The sequence below is a fragment of the Pseudomonas taiwanensis DSM 21245 genome (genome assembly GCF_000425785.1).
Lineage (GTDB): Bacteria > Pseudomonadota > Gammaproteobacteria > Pseudomonadales > Pseudomonadaceae > Aquipseudomonas > Aquipseudomonas taiwanensis.
Window position 1 is genome coordinate 27,763 of the sequence record NZ_AUEC01000013.1, and the last position, 17,999, is coordinate 45,761.

Annotated in this window: 13 protein-coding genes; 3 read left to right on the forward strand and 10 right to left on the reverse strand. The window is 63.6% G+C overall.

What is annotated here, in order from left to right; all coding sequences use genetic code 11:
- Nucleotides 1–94: 94 nt before the first annotated feature.
- From cmk to mtnA, 6 genes are all read right to left on the reverse strand, one after another.
- Nucleotides 95–781, reverse strand: a complete 687-nt coding sequence (gene cmk / locus H620_RS0104875) for a (d)CMP kinase (protein ID WP_027906873.1) — start codon at nucleotides 779–781, stop codon at nucleotides 95–97.
- Entirely contained in the window at nucleotides 778–3,018 is a 2,241-nt protein-coding gene (locus H620_RS0104880; RefSeq protein WP_027906874.1) for a bifunctional prephenate dehydrogenase/3-phosphoshikimate 1-carboxyvinyltransferase, read from the reverse strand. Before H620_RS0104880 ends, cmk begins: the two co-directional genes overlap by 4 nt.
- A gap of 76 nt (nucleotides 3,019–3,094) precedes the next feature.
- On the reverse strand, nucleotides 3,095–4,189 hold the full coding sequence (pheA, locus tag H620_RS0104885) for a prephenate dehydratase (RefSeq protein ID WP_023379266.1): 1,095 nt from the start codon (nucleotides 4,187–4,189) through the stop codon (nucleotides 3,095–3,097).
- Nucleotides 4,189–5,274, reverse strand: a complete 1,086-nt coding sequence (gene serC, locus H620_RS0104890; protein WP_023379264.1) for a 3-phosphoserine/phosphohydroxythreonine transaminase — start codon at nucleotides 5,272–5,274, stop codon at nucleotides 4,189–4,191. Before serC ends, pheA begins: the two co-directional genes overlap by 1 nt.
- Before the next feature lie 156 nt (nucleotides 5,275–5,430).
- A complete protein-coding gene (gyrA, locus tag H620_RS0104895; RefSeq protein WP_023379263.1) occupies nucleotides 5,431–8,202 on the reverse strand; it encodes a DNA gyrase subunit A in 2,772 nt (923 codons plus the stop codon).
- 404 nt (nucleotides 8,203–8,606) lie between these two features.
- Nucleotides 8,607–9,683, reverse strand: coding sequence for an S-methyl-5-thioribose-1-phosphate isomerase (gene mtnA / locus H620_RS0104900; RefSeq protein WP_027906875.1), 1,077 nt, complete (start codon nucleotides 9,681–9,683; stop codon nucleotides 8,607–8,609).
- A 111-nt stretch (nucleotides 9,684–9,794) separates the two neighbouring features.
- Here mtnA and ubiG point away from each other — a divergent pair, with 111 nt between their 5' ends.
- From ubiG to H620_RS0104915, 3 genes are all read left to right on the forward strand, one after another.
- Complete coding sequence (gene ubiG / locus H620_RS0104905) at nucleotides 9,795–10,493, forward strand: bifunctional 2-polyprenyl-6-hydroxyphenol methylase/3-demethylubiquinol 3-O-methyltransferase UbiG (RefSeq protein WP_027906876.1); 699 nt, start codon at nucleotides 9,795–9,797, stop codon at nucleotides 10,491–10,493.
- Nucleotides 10,494–10,495: 2 nt separating this feature from the next.
- Nucleotides 10,496–11,167 (forward strand): N-acetylmuramic acid 6-phosphate phosphatase MupP, encoded by a 672-nt coding sequence (mupP, locus tag H620_RS0104910; protein ID WP_023379260.1) that lies wholly within the window; start codon nucleotides 10,496–10,498, stop codon nucleotides 11,165–11,167.
- Between the two features lie 156 nt (nucleotides 11,168–11,323).
- A complete protein-coding gene (locus tag H620_RS0104915) occupies nucleotides 11,324–12,064 on the forward strand; it encodes a YciK family oxidoreductase (protein WP_023379259.1) in 741 nt (246 codons plus the stop codon).
- A 47-nt stretch (nucleotides 12,065–12,111) separates the two neighbouring features.
- On the opposite strand, the gene H620_RS0104920 is transcribed toward H620_RS0104915, so the two are convergent.
- From H620_RS0104920 to H620_RS0104935, 4 genes are all read right to left on the reverse strand, one after another.
- Complete coding sequence (locus tag H620_RS0104920; protein WP_023379258.1) at nucleotides 12,112–12,897, reverse strand: iron-containing redox enzyme family protein; 786 nt, start codon at nucleotides 12,895–12,897, stop codon at nucleotides 12,112–12,114.
- Nucleotides 12,898–12,933: 36 nt separating this feature from the next.
- Nucleotides 12,934–15,390: an EAL domain-containing protein gene (locus H620_RS0104925; protein WP_027906877.1), complete on the reverse strand. Its 2,457-nt coding sequence runs from the start codon at nucleotides 15,388–15,390 to the stop codon at nucleotides 12,934–12,936.
- Nucleotides 15,391–15,539: 149 nt separating this feature from the next.
- Nucleotides 15,540–17,372 (reverse strand): ABC transporter ATP-binding protein, encoded by a 1,833-nt coding sequence (locus H620_RS0104930; protein WP_027906878.1) that lies wholly within the window; start codon nucleotides 17,370–17,372, stop codon nucleotides 15,540–15,542.
- Nucleotides 17,365–17,997, reverse strand: a complete 633-nt coding sequence (locus H620_RS0104935; protein ID WP_023379255.1) for a DsbA family protein — start codon at nucleotides 17,995–17,997, stop codon at nucleotides 17,365–17,367. The genes H620_RS0104930 and H620_RS0104935 overlap by 8 nt, the downstream gene beginning before the upstream one ends.
- Nucleotides 17,998–17,999: the final 2 nt, after the last annotated feature.

The following is a 17,999-nucleotide window of genomic DNA, read 5'->3' on the forward strand; positions in this document are numbered from 1 at the left end:
CGCCCAGAGCCACATTCCAGACAATGTGGGTTTCGTTTAAGTAAAGGAAAGCGGGCAGGACGTTGACTGGTGCCCCTGCCTGCCTTCCTGGCGATCAGAGAAGGTCGCGCTGGGCGATCTCGCTCCTGATACGTTGCAACACCTGCTCGATGGACAACTCGGTAGAGTCCAGCTGTATGGCATCGGCCGCTGGTTTCAGCGGGGCCACTGCGCGCTGGGTGTCACGCTCATCACGCGCACGTATCTCATCTAGCAGACTCGACAGACTAACATCTTCATTCTTGGCCTTCAACTGCAGGTAGCGGCGGCGCGCGCGCTCCTCCGCGCTGGCAGTGAGGAAGACCTTGAGCGGCGCGTCTGGAAACACCACCGTGCCCATGTCGCGACCGTCGGCGATCAACCCCGGTGCTTCACGGAACGCGCGCTGGCGCTGCAACAGCGCCTCGCGCACCGCTGGCAGCGAAGCGACCATGGAGGCGCCGGCGCCGACCGTCTCGGTGCGGATGACGTGACTGACGTCCTCACCTTCGAGAATGATCTGTTGTAGCTTACCGGGCTCGGCAGCGATGAACTGCACATCCAGATGGGCGGCCAAGGCCTTGAGCAGCTCTTCGTTGGTGAGGTCGACACCATGGTTGGTGGCATTGAATGCCAGCAAGCGGTACAGCGCGCCGGAGTCCAGCAGCCTCCAACCCAGCTCACGGGCCAGCAAGCCAGCCACCGTGCCCTTGCCCGAGCCGCTTGGCCCGTCGATGGTGATGACCGGTGCCGGCGAACTCACGACTTACCCTCTTCGGCAACGCGAATACCGACTTCGGCGCACAGCGCCAGGAAGTTGGGGAACGAGGTGGCGACGTTGGCACAGTCGTGGATGCGGATCGGCGCGCTGGCTCGCAGCGAGGCGACGCTGAATGCCATGGCGATGCGGTGGTCGCCGTGACCGTGGACTTCGCCGCCGCCGAGCTGGCCGCCATCGATGATGATGCCGTCCGGGGTCGGTTCGCACTGGATGCCCAGGGTGATCAGGCCATCGGCCATCACCTGGATGCGGTCGGACTCCTTCACCCGCAGCTCTTCGGCGCCACGCAGCACGGTACGGCCTTCGGCACAGGCCGCGGCGACGAACAGCACGGGGAACTCGTCGATGGCCAGCGGCACCAGTTCTTCGGGAATGTCGATGCCCTTGAGCTTGGCGCCGCGCACGCGCAGGTCGGCCACCGGCTCACCGCCAACTTCACGCTGGTTTTCCAGGGTGATGTCGCCGCCCATCAGCCGCAGGATGTCGATGACGCCCGTGCGGGTCGGGTTGATGCCGACGTGTTCGAGCACCAGCTCGGAGCCTTCGGCGATCGAGGCGGCCACCAGGAAGAAGGCTGCGGAGGAAATGTCTGCCGGCACTTCGATGCGCGTCGCGGTGAGCTTGCCACCGGACTGCAAGGACGCGACCGGGCCATTGCTTTCCACTGAGTAGCCGAAGCCGCGCAGCATGCGTTCGGTATGGTCACGGGTCGGCGCAGGCTCGGTGACGGTGGTCTTGCCTTCGGCGTACAGGCCCGCCAGCAGCAGGCAGGATTTAACCTGGGCACTGGCCATCGGCAGGGTATAGGTCAGGGCCTTGAGCTTGTGGCCACCACGGATGGTCAGCGGCGGACGCCCTTCAGGACCGGTCTCGACCACCGCACCCATTTCGCGCAGCGGATTGGCCACGCGGTTCATCGGGCGCTTGGACAGCGAGGCATCGCCGGTCATGGTGGTGTCGAATGGCTGCGCCGCCAGCAGGCCGGACAGCAGGCGCATCGACGTGCCGGAGTTGCCGACATACAGCGGGCCAGGTGGCGGCTTGAGGCCGTGCAGGCCGACACCATGAATGGTCACACGACCATGGTTCGGGCCTTCGATGACCACACCCATGTCACGGAAGGCCTGCAGGGTCGCCAGCGCGTCCTCGCCTTCGAGGAAGCCTTCGACCTCGGTCGTGCCCTCGGCCAGCGAACCGAGCATGATCGAACGGTGGGAAATCGACTTGTCGCCCGGAACGCGGATCCGTCCGGACAGGCGGCCACCAGGTTGGGCCAGGAAAATCAGATCGTTGGCGTTCATAGCGTCCACATAGGCCCGGCGGGCCAGGATTTTACTGAAATGCTCGCGGGCAACGCGTGCGCGGGTGAACACACCCAGCAGCTGGTGCCCGTCCCCAGCATCGACCGCGTCGCGCAAGGCGTCGAGGTCGCTGCGAAAAGTATCCAGGGTGCGCAGGACGGCTTCGCGGTTGGCGAGGAAGATGTCGTGCCACATGGTCGGGTCGCTTCCGGCGATTCTCGTGAAATCGCGGAAACCACCCGCAGCGTACCGGAAGATCTCAAGGTTTTCATTGCGCTTGGCCAGGGAATCGACCAGGCCGAAGGCCAGCAGGTGCGGCAAATGACTGGTGGCGGCCAGGACTTCGTCGTGGCGCTCGACCTGCATGTGCTCGACATCGGCGTCCAGCGCACGCCACAGGCGATCGACCAGCGCCAGGGCGGCAGGGTCGGTTTCCGGCAATGGCGTGAGGATGACTTTGTGCCGGCGGAACAAGGCCGCGTTGGAGGCCTCTACCCCGCTTTGCTCGGAACCGGCGATCGGATGGCCCGGCACGAAGTTCGCCAGGCGCTCACCGAAGACGGCACGGGCAGCGCGTACGACATTGCCTTTGGCGCTGCCGACATCAGTGATGACCGCTTTGCCCAGGTCGAGCTGAGCCAGGCGGGCGAGTAGTTTTTCCATGGCCAGGATCGGCACGGCCAGTTGGATGACATCGGCGCCGACACAGGCGGCGGCGAGGTCTTCTTCGCAACGGTCGACCACGCCCAGGGCCACGGCCTGCTTGCGCGACGGGGCATCCAGGTCGACGCCGACCACTTCGCGGCACAGGCCGCTCTCACGCAGGCCCTTGGCGAAGGAGCCGCCGATCAGGCCGAGGCCGACCACGACCAGGCGGTTGATGATTGGCGCGGGTTTGGTTGTTACTGCTTTTACCACTGGTGCGAACCCTGTTCAGAAATCAGGACAGTCTGTGAGACCGCAGGGGCTGCTTTGCAGCCCCGGCAATCTTCGATCAAAGCACCGCCTTCGGATACGACCCCAGGACCTTGAGCGCAACGGCCTCCTGGCTGATTTTCTCCAGCACCGCCTTGATCAGCGGGTCGCGGTGGTGGCCAACGAAGTCGATGAAGAACACGTAGGTCCACTTGCCGCTGCGCGAGGGACGGGTCTCGATGCGGGTCAGGTCGATGCCGTTCTCGTGGAATGGCACCAGCAGCTCGTGCAGCGCACCCGGCTTGTTGCTCATCGAGACGATGATCGAGGTCTTGTCGTCGCCGGTCGGCGGCACTTCCTGGTTGCCGATCATCAAGAAGCGCGTGGAGTTGTCCGGACGGTCTTCGATCTTCTCGGCCAGGCGGGTCAAACCGTACAGGTTCGCCGCCATGTCGCCGGCGATGGCCGCGGAATTCCACTCACCCTTGACTCGCTTGGCGGCCTCGGCGTTGCTGGACACCGCCACGCGCTCGACATTCGGGTAATGCGCATCGAGCCACTTGCGGCACTGGGCCAGCGATTGGGCATGGGAGTAGATGCGGGTGATGCTGTCGGTCTTGGTGTTCTCGCCCACCAGCAAGTGGTGGTGGATACGCAGCTCGACTTCACCGCAGATCACCATGTCGTGCTCGAGGAAGCTGTCCAGGGTGTGGCTGACTGCACCTTCGGTAGAGTTCTCCACCGGCACCACGCCGAAGTTGACGGCACCGGCCGCCACCTCGCGGAAGACTTCGTCGATGGCCGCCATCGGGCGACTGACCACGGCATGACCGAAGTGCTTCATCGCCGCAGCCTGGGTGAAGGTACCCTCAGGGCCCAGGTAGGCGACCTTCAGAGGCTCTTCCAGGGCCAGGCAGGACGACATGATTTCGCGGAACAGGCGCGCCATCTCTTCGTTGTCCAGTGGGCCCTTGTTGCGCTCCATCACGCGCTTGAGCACGGCGGCCTCACGCTCGGGGCGATAGAACACTGGCTTTTCGCCTTCGGCAAGCGAGGCGGTCTTGACCTTGGCCACTTCCTGGGCGCACCGGGCACGCTCGCTGATCAGCTCGAGGATCTTCTCGTCGAGGCTGTCGATGCGTACCCGCAGCGCCTTGAGCTCTTGATCGGACATCAGCCGTGCTCCTTCTCGAATTCGGCCATGTAGGTCACCAGCGCTTCTACCGCCTCCAGGCCCAGGGCGTTGTAGATCGAGGCGCGCATGCCGCCCACCGAACGGTGGCCCTTGAGGTTGAGCAGGCCACGGGCGTCTGCACCGGCCAGGAAGGCTTTGTCCAGGCGCTCGTCGGCCAGGCGGAACGGCACGTTCATCCACGAACGGGCGTTGTGGCTGATCGGGTTGGTGTAGAACTCGCTCGCGTCGATGAAGCCGTACAGGCGGTCTTTCTTCGCGCGGTTGCGCTGCTCCATGGCCTCGACGCCGCCCTGCTCCTTGAGCCACTCGAAGACCAGGCCCGAGAGGTACCAGGAGTAGGTGGCCGGGGTGTTGTACATCGAGCCGTTGTCGGCCGCGATCTTGTAGTCGAGCATGGTCGGGCAAATGCTACGGGCATGGCCCAGCAGGTCTTCACGGACGATGACCACGACCAGGCCGCTCGGGCCGATGTTTTTCTGCGCGCCGGCGTAGATCAGGCCGTACTGCGAGACGTCGATCGGGCGGGAGAGGATGTCGGACGACATGTCGACCACCAGCGGGACGTCGCCCGTCTCGGGCACCCAGTCGAACTGCAGGCCGCCGATGGTCTCGTTGGACGCGTAGTGGACGTAGGCCGCGTTCTTGGTCAGCTTCCACTCGTTCTGACCAGGAATGGCCAGGTAATCGTAGGGCTTGGCGCTGGCAGCCACGTTGACGTTACCGAAGCGACGGGCTTCCTCGATGGCCTTTTTCGACCAGATGCCGGTTTCGATGTAGTCGGCGGTACCGCTTTCCGGCAGCAGGTTCAGCGGGATCTCGGCGAACTGCTGGCTCGCACCGCCTTGCAGGAACAGCACCTTGTAGTTGGAGGGGACGGACAGCAGGTCACGCAGGTCCTGCTCGGCCTTTTCGGCGATGGCCACGTAGTCGTCGCTGCGATGGCTCATCTCCATCACCGACAGGCCCTTGCCATTCCAGTCCAGCATTTCAGCCTGGGCGCGCTGCAGGACCGCGTCCGGAAGCGCGGCAGGGCCTGCGCAGAAGTTAAAGGCTCGTTTGCTCACATCCACTCTCGCTCTGCCAAATAGAACAAAATCGTAATTCGATGCCGACCAGTCGACATTGTGACGCCTGTATCAGGGCTGCTCTGCGCCCCAATTGCCCAGCTTAATCAGTCAAACGGGGCGACCTTGGTCGCCCCGCTCGGGTTTTGCGCTTGCTTATTCCTGCGGTGCCTCTTCGGCACCCGCAGTGTCATCGTCTGCCGCATCCGGCACAGCCGCTTCGACACCCTCCTCGTCCGACTCGATGATCTCATCGACTTCTTCCTCGGACGGTTCCTGGATCCGTTCCAGGCCCACCAGCGTCTCGTCGTTGGCCAGCTTGATCAACGTCACGCCCTGGGTGTTACGACCCAGGCTGGAGACTTCGCCAACCCGTGTGCGCACCAGCGTGCCCTGGTCGGAGATCAGCATGATCTCTTCGCCTTCCTGCACCTGGATGGCGCCGATCAGCAGGCCATTGCGGCCTTTGGTCCCCATGGCGATGACACCCTGGCCACCACGGCCGCGACGCGGGAACTTGGACAGCGGGGTGCGCTTGCCGAAGCCACGCTCGGAAGCGGTGAGAATCTGGGCGCCGGACTCAGGAATCAGCATGGAGATGATCCGCTGCCCCTTGCCCAGCTTCATGCCGCGTACACCACGGGCGTTACGGCCCATTTCACGCACCACGCTTTCGGCGAAGCGGATCACCTTGCCCGCGTCGGAGAACATCATGACTTCCTTGGCGCCGTCGGTGATGGCCGCAGCGATCAGGGTGTCACCTTCCTTGAGCTTCAAGGCGATCAGGCCGTTGGAGCGCGGACGGGCGAACTGCACCAGCGGGGTCTTTTTGACGGTACCGGAAGCGGTAGCCATGAAGATGTAGGCGCCGGTCGGTTCGGCGACCCATTCCGGGGTGTCGCCGTCTTCTTCGTCGACTTCCTCGGCCTCGATCACTTCGCCTTCGAGCACGGTGTCTTCCCCGTCCTCCAGCTCTTCCTCGGCGCCAGCGCTCTGCTGCAGTGCTTCCAGGTCGATCTGCAGCATGGCGGTGATGCGCTCACCCTCTTCCAGCGGCAGCAGGTTGACCAGCGGACGGCCGCGGGCGGCACGGGACGCCTCTGGGATGTCGTAGGTCTTGAGCCAGTAGACCTTGCCCTTGCTGGAGAACAGCAGCAGCGTGGCATGGCTGTTGGCGACCAGCAGGTGCTCGATGTAGTCCTCGTCCTTCACGCCGGTGGCCGACTTGCCCTTGCCACCACGGCGCTGGGCCTGGTAGGCCGACAGCGGCTGAGTCTTGGCGTAGCCGCCGTGGGAAATGGTCACCACGCGCTCTTCTTCCGGGATCATGTCGCCGTAGTTGAGGTCGTGGCGGGCATCGAGGATTTCGGTGCGACGGGCATCGCCGTATTCGGCGCGGATGGCTTCGAGCTCTTCGCGGATCACTTCCATCAGGCGCTGGGCGCTGTTGAGGATACGGATCAGCTCGCCGATCTGTTCCAGGATCTCCTGGTACTCAGCCAGCAGCTTCTCGTGTTCCAGGCCGGTCAGGCGGTGCAGACGCAGGTCCAGGATGGCCTGGGCCTGTTCCGGCGACAGGTAATACTTGCCGTCACGCAGGCCGTATTGCTCCGGCAGGTCTTCTGGGCGGCAGGAGTCGGCTCCGGCGCGCTCGACCATCAGTTGGACGGCGCTGGATTCCCAAGCCTTGGAAATCAGCGCTTCCTTGGCTTCCGACGGCGTCGGCGAAGCCTTGATCAGGGCGATGACCGGGTCGATGTTGGACAGCGCGACCGCCTGGCCTTCGAGGATGTGGCCGCGCTCACGGGCCTTGCGCAGCTCGAACACGGTACGACGGGTCACCACTTCACGGCGGTGACGGACGAAAGCTTCGAGCAGGTCCTTGAGGTTGAGCAGGCGCGGACGGCCATCGACCAACGCAACGACGTTGATGCCAAACACGGCCTGCAGCTGGGTCTGCTGATACAGATTGTTCAGCACCACCTCCGGCACCTCGCCGCGACGCAGCTCGATGACGATGCGCATGCCGTCCTTGTCGGACTCGTCACGCAACTCGGTGATGCCCTCGATCTTCTTCTCTTTGACCAGCTCGGCGATCTTCTCGATCAGGCGCGCCTTGTTCAGCTGGTAAGGCAGCTCGGTGATCACGATCTGCTGGCGACCACCGACCTTGTCGATGTCTTCGATCTCGGAGCGGGCGCGCATGTAGATACGGCCACGGCCGGTGCGGTAGGCCTCGATGATGCCCTGACGACCGTTGATCAGGCCGGCAGTGGGGAAGTCGGGGCCCGGGATGTACTGCATCAGCTCGTCGACGGTGACGTCCGGGTTGTCGATCAGCGCCAGGCAGCCGTCGATGACCTCACCCAGGTTGTGCGGCGGGATGTTGGTCGCCATGCCCACGGCAATACCGCTGGAACCGTTGACCAGCAGGTTGGGAATACGGGTAGGCATGACCGCCGGGATCTGCTCGGTGCCGTCGTAGTTGGGCACCCAGTCGACGGTTTCCTTGTGCAGGTCGGCCAGCAGCTCGTGGGCCAGCTTGGCCATGCGCACTTCGGTGTATCGCATGGCCGCGGCGTTGTCGCCGTCCACCGAACCGAAGTTGCCCTGGCCGTCGACCAGCAGGTAGCGCAGCGAGAATGGCTGAGCCATACGCACGATTGTGTCGTAGACCGCGGTATCGCCGTGCGGGTGGTACTTACCGATCACGTCACCGACCACACGGGCGGATTTCTTGTACGGCTTGTTCCAGTCGTTGCCCAGCTCGCTCATCGCAAAGAGAACGCGGCGATGCACGGGCTTCAAGCCGTCACGCGCATCGGGCAGCGCTCGCCCGACAATCACGCTCATCGCGTAGTCGAGGTAAGACTGTCTCAGTTCGTCTTCGATATTGACCGGGAGGATTTCTTTGGCCAGTTCGCCCATGAGAAGCCTGATTCCTTTTTCTGGTGAAACTTCGCAGCCTCCTTCAAGGGCCGAACGAAGCTCGCCGCCGCAGCGCATAAGGGTGCGACGACTTACGACAAATCAATGAGTTGAGCCATGGACTTGCGCAATGAAGGCCGCCGTCATGGGCGGTCTTGGAAACTGCCGGATGTTACCACAAAGGCAGTGGCAGTGGGGAGATGTGGCAGGTGGCCTGACGTGAGCGGTGTATCGCCTGGGCGATCGAGCGCCGCCCGCGCGGGGCATCGCGAGCAAGGCTCGCTCCTACACCTGTTTCAGGCCAGTAACTCATTGCCTCGAAACAACCGTAGGAGCGAGCCTTGCTCGCGATGCCCCGCGCGGGCAGCGCTCGACCCCAAAGACGCCCCCGCCCTACACCCCGGTCAGTGCAAACGCTTGCGACACATCAATTGCGCCAGCTTGGCGGTGTCCGGTCGTTCGACGACACCTTTCTCGGTCACGATTACATCGATCAGATCCGCTGGAGTCACATCGAACACCGGATTGAACACTTCCACATCCGGCGCGACCCGGGTACCGGCGTAATCCAGCAACTCGTCGGCATCACGCTCTTCCAGCGGAATGTCCTCGCCGGTCGCCAGGTTCAGGTCGATGCTGGTGCTCGGTGCCACCACCATGAAGCGCACACCATGGTGCATGGCGCTGACTGCCAGCTGATAAGTGCCGATCTTGCTGGCCACGTCACCGTTGGCAGCGATGCAGTCGGCACCGACCACTACCCAGGTAATGCCCTTGCTTTTCATCAGGTGGGCCAAGGCCGAATCGGCGCACAGGGTGACGGGAATACTCTCGCGGGCCAGCTCCCAGGCGGTCAGCCGCGAGCCCTGCAACCACGGGCGGGTCTCGCCGGCGTAGACCCGCTCGACCATACCCTCCAGGAACCCTGCGCGGATCACCCCCAGCGCGGTACCGAAGCCGCCACTGGCCAGGGCGCCGGCATTACCGTAGGTGAGCAGTGTCTGCTCGTTGCCCTGATGACGACGGATCAGCTCGATGCCGTGCTGGGCCATGGTCAGGTTGGCCTCGCGATCACTCTCGTGAATGGCCACCGCCTCGGCCTCCAGCGCCGCCAGCACGTCTTCTTCGGGGCGCAAGCGCAGCAGGCGCTCGCGCATGCGGTTGAGCGACCAGAACAGGTTGGCGGCGGTCGGGCGCGCCTCGGCCAGGTTGAGGAAATCCTCTTCCAGGTCGGTTTCCCAGTCGCCGCCCGCCGCCAGGCGCTCGCGCAGCGCCAGAACCAGGCCGAAAGCCGCGGCAATGCCGATGGCGGCAGCGCCGCGCACGGTCATATCCCGAATCGCTTCCACCACCTGTGAGACATTGTCGCAGGCCAGCCAGCGCTCTTGCGATGGCAGCAAACGCTGGTCGAGCAGGTGCAGGGCGCCGTCCTGCCAGCGGATCCCGGTCACCTTCTCCGCCGCCAAAAGTCGCTCGCGCATCGCCTCTCCCCGTCGTTCGGATGTCAAAAGCGGGCGATTATAGCGACCCTCAGCCCTGGGCGCTCGGGTATACTCCCGCGCAATCTAGCGAAGTTTCAGAGGACTGTTCACATGAGCAACGTCGACCACGCCGAAATCGCCAAGTTTGAAGCCTTGGCGCACCGCTGGTGGGACCGCGAAAGCGAGTTCAAGCCGCTGCACGACATCAACCCGCTGCGGGTCAACTGGATCGACGAGCGCGTCAGCCTGGCCGGCAAGAAAGTGCTCGACGTGGGCTGTGGCGGCGGCATCCTCAGCGAGGCGATGGCCCTGCGCGGCGCCACCGTCACCGGCATCGACATGGGCGAAGCCCCGCTGGCGGTCGCCCAACTGCACCAGCTCGAATCCGGCGTGCAGGTCGAATACCGGCAGATCACCGCCGAAGCCCTGGCCGAAGAGATGCCCGGGCAATTCGACGTGGTCACCTGCCTGGAGATGCTCGAACACGTGCCGGACCCCTCCTCGGTGATTCGCGCCTGCTACCGCATGGTCAAACCCGGCGGCCAGGTGTTCTTCTCCACCATCAACCGCAACCCGAAGGCATACCTGCTGGCCATCGTCGGCGCCGAGTACATCCTCAAGATGCTGCCGCGCGGCACCCACGACTTCAAGAAATTCATCCGCCCTTCGGAACTGGGCGCCTGGAGCCGCACCGCCGGCCTTGAAGTCAAGGACATCATCGGCCTGACCTACAACCCGCTGACCAAGCATTACAAGCTCAGCAGCGATGTAGACGTCAACTACATGATCCAGACCCTGCGCGAGGAATGAGCATGCGTTTGCGAGCGGTACTCTTCGACATGGACGGCACCCTGCTCGACACGGCGCCGGACTTCATCGCCATCTGCCAGGCCATGCTGGCCGAGCGTAACCTGCCGGCCATCGACGACAAGCGCATCCGTGACGTGATTTCCGGTGGCGCCCGCGCCATGGTCGCCGCCACCTTTGCGATGGACCCCGACGCCGAGGGCTTCGAGGCCCTGCGCCTGGAATTCCTGGAGCGCTACCAGCGCGACTGCGCAGTGCACAGCAGGCTGTTCGACGGCATGGGCGAACTGCTGGCCGACATCGAGAAAGGCAACCTGCTGTGGGGCGTGGTCACCAACAAACCGGTGCGTTTCGCCGAGCCGATCATGCAGCGGCTGGGCCTGGCCGAGCGTTCGGCCTTGCTGATCTGCCCGGACCACGTGAAAAACAGCAAGCCCGACCCCGAGCCGCTGATCCTGGCCTGCACCACGCTGAACCTTGACCCGGCCAGCGTACTGTTCGTCGGCGACGACTTGCGGGACATCGAGTCCGGCCGCGATGCCGGCACCCGCACGGCGGCAGTTCGCTATGGCTATATTCATCCAGAAGACAACCCGAACAACTGGGGTGCCGACGTGGTGGTGGACCACCCGCTGGAACTGCGCAAAGTGATCGACAGCGCGCTGTGCGGTTGCTGAAACCCGACTGATGCGCCGGGCGCCGTCCCTGTAGGAGCGGGTTTACCCGCGAATGCGCCAGCCCGGACGACCACGGCGCCTGAACGTACGCATTCGCGGGTAAACCCGCCCCCACAAGGGGGCCGGGTCGCCCGCACGAACTCGAAGGACAGAACAATGTTCGACTACACCGCCCGCCCCGACCTGCTCAAGGGCCGTATCATTCTGGTCACGGGTGCCGGTCGCGGCATCGGCGCCGCTGCCGCCAAGGCCTATGCCGCCCTGGGCGCCACCGTGCTGCTGCTGGGCAAGACCGAGGCCAACCTCAACGAGGTCTATGACCAGATCGAAGCGGCCGGCCACCCGCAACCGGTGGTGATCCCGTTCAACCTGGAAACCGCCCTGCCCCACCAGTACGACGAGCTGGCGGCAATGATCGAGGAACAGTTCGGCCGCCTCGATGGTTTGCTGAACAACGCCTCGATCATCGGCCCGCGCACGCCGCTGGAGCAGCTGTCGGGTGACAATTTCATGCGCGTGATGCACATCAACGTCAACGCGACCTTCATGCTCACCAGCACCCTGCTGCCGCTGCTCAAGCTGTCCGAGGACGCGTCGGTGGTGTTCACCTCCAGCAGCGTCGGGCGCAAGGGCCGGGCATACTGGGGCGCCTATGGTGTTTCGAAGTTCGCCACCGAAGGGCTGATGCAAACCCTGGCCGACGAGCTCGACGGCGTTGCCCCGGTGCGCTCCAACAGCATCAACCCTGGGGCTACCCGCACCGCGATGCGGGCACAGGCGTACCCGAGCGAGAACCCACAGAACAACCCGCTGCCTGAAGAAATCATGCCGGTGTACCTGTACCTGATGGGGCCGGACAGCTCCGGGGTCAATGGGCAGGCGTTCGACGCCCAGTAAGCCCGTTCGTCACGGATGGGGCCGCTTTACGGCCCCATCCGCGAGACTCAACCGGCCACCAACGCCGGGCGCAGACGCCCCTGCTGGCGCCCTTCGAGCTGCATGCACCGCTCAAGGAACAGGTACATGCAGTCGTAGCTCTTGCAGATCGCCCTGCGCAGCTCGGTGCGCAGACCCAATGTCGGGTTTTCACCCGCCAGGGTACAGATGATCTCCAGCGCCTCCCAAGGGTGGGCATCGTCGTACTGAGCATGCATTTTCAGCCATTTCATGGCGCGCTTGCGCTGCTCTGGCGGGAAGCCCTCGGCATAGGTGTCGGTCGAGCAGACCACCGCCGACCATTCTCCGGTCGCCCCTTCGATGGCGTAGTTGGTCGCAGCCATGGCAATGGCCAGCGATTCGGTGGTACACACACGCCAGCACCAGTCATTCAGGCCATTCAGCTCTGGCGGCACTTCCTGTGCCTGCAACTCGTGCAGGTGAATGCCATGGGCCTGGCACCAATTCACCCAATAGTCGGCATGGTGCAGCTCGACCCGGATGTTGCGCATCAGCCAACGCCGCGCCATGTCTTCGCCGGGATGGCGGGCATAGCGGGTCTTGGTGAGGTTATGGGCCATGTACAGGGAAAACTGCTCGACCACCGGCCAGCCACCGATCAGGTACTGGCGAATCGTGGCAGGTCGTAGTTGGTTATCGCGCAGGCGCTCATAGAACTCATGCTCGACCACCCGGCGCTTGCTTTCACGACACTCTTCAATCAGTTGCTGAGCCCATTGCGGGTAACTGGCCGGGTCCATCAGTGGCCCGATACGTATGAATGAGTCAATCACGTTCAGCTCCTTGATCCATGTGATTATCGGGACATTTCAGCGAAACGTTCCCGGCGCCCTGTGCAAAAGGGGTCTCGCGGCAATCCGTTGGCGTTGCAGACTGTCGCAGGTGAATACCTGCGGACGTTCGATCAAATAGCCCTGGGCGTAATCCACGCCGATCTCCTGCAAGGCCTGTTCGATCAACGGGGTTTCGACGAACTCGGCAATGGTGCGTTTGCCCATCACATGGCCAATGTGGTTGATCACCTCGACCATGGCACGATTGACCGGATCGTCGAGCATATCTTTTACGAAACTTCCGTCGATCTTCAGGAAGTCTACAGGCAAATGCTTCAAATAGGCGAATGACGACATTCCGGCGCAGAAGTCGTCGAGGGAGAATTTGCAGCCCAATCCTTTCAATTCATTGATGAAGCGAATAGCGCTACCCAAATTGGCGATAGCGCTGGTCTCGGTTATTTCAAAACAGATTAACCGGGGAGGAATCGAATACTCGGCGAACAGCCTCTGCAAATACTCCAGGAACTTGTCGTCACCGATGCTGGAGCCTGAAAGGTTGATCGCGCACATCGACAACGGCCCTTCGCGACCTTCGTCCAGGCACTGGCGAATCACCTGGAACACGTTGCGCACCACCCAACGGTCCAGGGCGGTCATCAAGCCATAGCGTTCAGCCGCAGGGATGAAGCTGTCAGGCAAGATGGTACGGCCGCCTTCATCGTGCAGGCGCAACAGGATCTCGATGTGGCCCGGGCCTTCGAGGGTCTTGAGCGCGGCGATTTCCTGGGCATAGAGGCAAAAGCGGTTTTCCTCCAGGGCCACATGCAGGCGCTGGATCCAGGCCATCTCGCCAAACCGCATGGACAGTTCGCTGTCATCGACGTGGTACACCTGAACCCGGTTACGGCCTTTTTCCTTGGCCATGTAGCAGGCCATGTCGGCAGCCCGCAGCGATGCCTCGAGGGTGCCAGGGGCCTGGGCCATGTGCACCAGGCCAATGCTGACGGTGGTGACGAAAGGCCGCCCCTTCCAGACAAAATGCAGGCTCTGCACACTTTGGCGCAGGTGCTCGGCGATGCGCTCGGCCTGCTCGGCCGGACAGTTCTCCAAGAGCACGCCGAACTCGTCGCCCCCCAGGCGAGCCAGGGTATCGCTTTCGCGCAGGCAGGCCTGCAGCACTGCACAGATATGCCGCAGCAGCTCATCGCCGGCAGCGTGGCCGCAGGTGTCGTTGACCAGCTTGAACTGATCGAGGTCGAGGAACATCAGCGAGTGCCGGCCATTCTGCCGCGCCAGGTCGTTGAGCACCTGCTCCAGGCGATATTCGAATTCACGGCGGTTGGCCAGCCCCGTCAGGGCATCGTGGGTCGCCTGCCAGGACAGGTTGGCGATGTACTGGCGCTCCTGGGTCATGTCGTGCAGCACCAGCACGATGCCGGCCACCTGCCCTTCGTTGATGATGGGTGAGCCGACCAGGTTGATGGACACCGTGCTGCCATCCAGGCGTTGGATCAGCCTGGAATGGTCGGAGCCACCCTTGAGGTTGCCGCTGATCACCTGTTCGACCAGGGAGGCGCTTTCCTGGTCGTCCTGTTCGTCCACCAGGCTGAACAGCGCCGACAATGGCAAGCCATGGGCCTGGCCGGCCTGCCAGTGGGTCAGTTGCTCGGCGGCGGGGTTCATGTAGCCAATGCAACCCTCGACATCGGTGGTGATCACCGCATCGCCGATGGCCTGCAGGGTAGTCTGCGCCCGCTCTTTCTCTTCCTGCAGGGCGCTGGCGAAGGCCTGGCGCTGGGCCAACAGCTTGCTCGAACGGCGCCAGGCAAAGCTGATGAGGAACAGCGCGGTCAGCAGGTTGGTGATCAGTAGCACCCGCAACAGCATGCGCGAGCCTTCGCCCAGGGCATCGCTGAATGCCTTGGCCGCTGGGGTCACGCCTTCATTGATGGCAACGATGCGTGCCTTCCACTCGCCCAACTGCCGCGCATTGACCCTGGCCGACGCGAAGCCTTCGCGCATCTCCGTGGCCAGCACATCCAGCTGGTTCAGGTGGGCATCGCCGATATCCCAGTAGGCGATTGCCCGCTGCATGTAGCTGATCTGGCGAAAGTTGCGGTAGAACCAGATGATGCGGTCGACATCATCGGGATGGTTGCCGCCCTGCAAGATAGCCCGGCGCGCCGCGTCCAGGTCCGGGTTGGGCTGGTCGAGCACCACGCGCAGTTCGTGATCGCCCTGGGGCACCTTGATCGCCTCGCGGTAGCGCTCGAAGGTTTGCGCATCGCGGTTGTCGGCATAAAGGTTGAGGTAGTAGATGGCGTCTTTCTGGGCCTTGGACCACAGGCTTTCACCAGCCACGTAGGCGCGCACAGCCGACAGCGCATAAAGGCTGAGACTGCCCAGCAACACCTGGAAGACCACAACAGCAATGAAGGGCCAAATGATACCGAGTAGCTTTGGCGCTTCGAGAGTCCGTTTTCCCTTCATGTAATCCCTGTCGCAGAGCAGATGAGGCGTCGATCAACCCAGACAAGCACAGCGTAGGCCATTTGCCATCTGCACGACGGGGTTTTTAAGGGCGGTAATCGGGAAAATTTTGCGGTTCCGGGCGGACCGACGAGCCGGCGACCGGCTCGTCAAGTCTGCTGCAAATGCCCGTAAAGCTTGGCGTACAGGCCGCCTTCGGCGATCAACTGCTGGTGTCCGCCATCTTCGGCCACGTGCCCGCCATCGAACACCAGCACCCGATCCGCCTGCTTCACTGCCGAAAGGCGGTGGGCGATGATCAACGTGGTGCGGCCCCGCAGGAAGTGCGACAAGGCTTGGTGCAAGTTGTATTCAGTGGCAGCGTCCAGGGCCGAGGTGGCCTCGTCGAGAATCACCACCTTGGGCTCGGCCAGTACCATACGGGCGATGGCCAGGCGCTGACGCTGGCCACCGGAAAGGCGCACCCCGGAACGGCCGACCACGCTGTCCAGGCCTTGCGGCAAAGCAGCGATGGTCGCATCCAGCTGGGCCACGCGCAGGGCCTGCCAGCAGGCCTCGTCGGTACATTCGCGGCCCATGGTCAGGTTGGCGCGTACGGTGTCGTTGAACAGCGACGGATGCTGCAGCACCACCGCAACGTTCTCGCGCAGGGTTTCCAGGCCAATTTCCTGCAAGCTGGCGCCACCGAAGCGAATGGTGCCGGCCTGGGCGCTGTACAGCCCCAGCAGCAGTTGCACCAGCGTGCTCTTGCCTCCGCCACTGGCGCCCACGATGGCCACCTTCTCCCCCGGCGCAATGGCCAGGTCGAGGTGTTCCAGCACCGGCTCGTCGGCGTAGGCGAAGCGCAGGTCTCGCACTTCGATGCCCACCGTCTCGCGCCCGGCGAACGGGTCGCAGGCCGCCGGGTACTGCGGCTCGTCGTCACGTGCCAGCAGCTCGTTGACACGGCTCAGCGCACCACCGGCCGCATAATAGGCGTACTGCAGGTTCAGCAGTTGTTCCACCGGCCCGATCATGAACCACAAGTAGCTGAACACGGCCAGCATCTGGCCGATGGACAAGTCCGAGAACAGCACCGTGAGCATGGCCGCGGCACGGAAGATATCGATACCGAACTGGAACAGCAGGCCACTGGCACGGCCACTGGCATCGCTCTTCCATTGCGACTCCACGGCGTAGTCCCGCACCTCCCGGGCCCGCAGGCCAAGGCGCCCCAGGAAGTAGCCCTGGCGGTTGCCGGCGCGTATCTCCTGGATGGCGTCGAGGGTTTCGGCCAAGGCCTGGGTAAAGCGCGAGGTGCTGTCGTTTTCGAGCTTCTTCAGGTGCTTGACGCGCTTGCCCAACTGCACGGTGAAGTAGATCACCAGCGGGTTGAACAACAGAATCAGCAAGGCCAGCTTCCAGTGCATCCAGATGAGGATGGCGGCGGTGCCGGTCAGGGTGAGCATGGCGACCAGGAACCGGCTAAGGGTCTCGCCGACGAATTTGTCGAGGGTATCCAGGTCGGTGACCAGGTGAGTGGTCACCGTGCCGCTGCCGAGGCTTTCGTACTCTTTCAAGGAAATGCGCTTGAGGCGCTCGATCAGGCGGATGCGCAGGCGGTAGACGATGTCCTTCGCCAAACCGGCGAACAGCTTGGCCTGGATAACGTTGAACGCCAGAGCCGCCAGGCGCAGGCACAGCGTGGCCACCAGCATCAGGCCGATGTAGCCCGCGGCCACTTGCCAGCCGGTCGGCAGCAGGTGGTTCATCCACTTCAATGCAGCATCACCGTGGCCGAGCAGCACCTCGTCCACCAGCAATGGCAGCAGCAGCGGAATGGGCACGCTGCAGCACGCGGCCAACACGGCGACCAGGTTGGCGGACCACAGCTGTTTCTTGTGATGCAGGGCCAGGCGGCGAATTTCCGCCCAGCTCAGACGATCGGCCACGGAAGAGGGTTTCCCCGGCACAGGGTCGGGTGACCCTGGCAGATCAAGCACAGGCGGCCTGCCCTAGCCAGCGGCCAAGCAAGGGTTGCAGGCGATCCAGCGGCTGGTAGCCATTGGTCAGCAAGGCCAACTGCCCATTACGCTCGGCCAGCAGGGTCGGAAAACCGGCGATACCCAAATCCTGCACCCAGCTGAAGTCGGCTGCCGTGGCGGCGCGGACGTCGTGGCTGGCGAAGTGCTGGGCAAACCGCTCGCGGTCGAAGCCCACTTGTTCGGCCAGCTCGACCAGTTGCGGGGCACGGGTGACATCCACACCCTGCTCGTAGAAAGAACGCTGGATCAGCGCCAGCAGCGGCCAGACGCGCTCGGCGTCCAGCTCGCGGGCGGTTACCAGGGCGCGGCATGCCGGCTCGGTGTCATAGACGAAACCGTCGGGCATCGCCCCGTCGAAACGAAACGGTTGCCCGGTGGCATCCGCCACCGCCTGCCAATGCTCGAGGATGTACTTACGCGTGGATGCGTCCAAGGCACTGCCGCCGGTACGCAACCCGCCCGGCACCACACGCGTCGGTACACCGGCCTCACGCGCCTGGGCGATCAGGGCCTCAGCAACGGGTGCGAAGCCCCAGCACCAGGAGCACATCGGGTCCATCACATAGAGCAGGCGTGCGGACATGT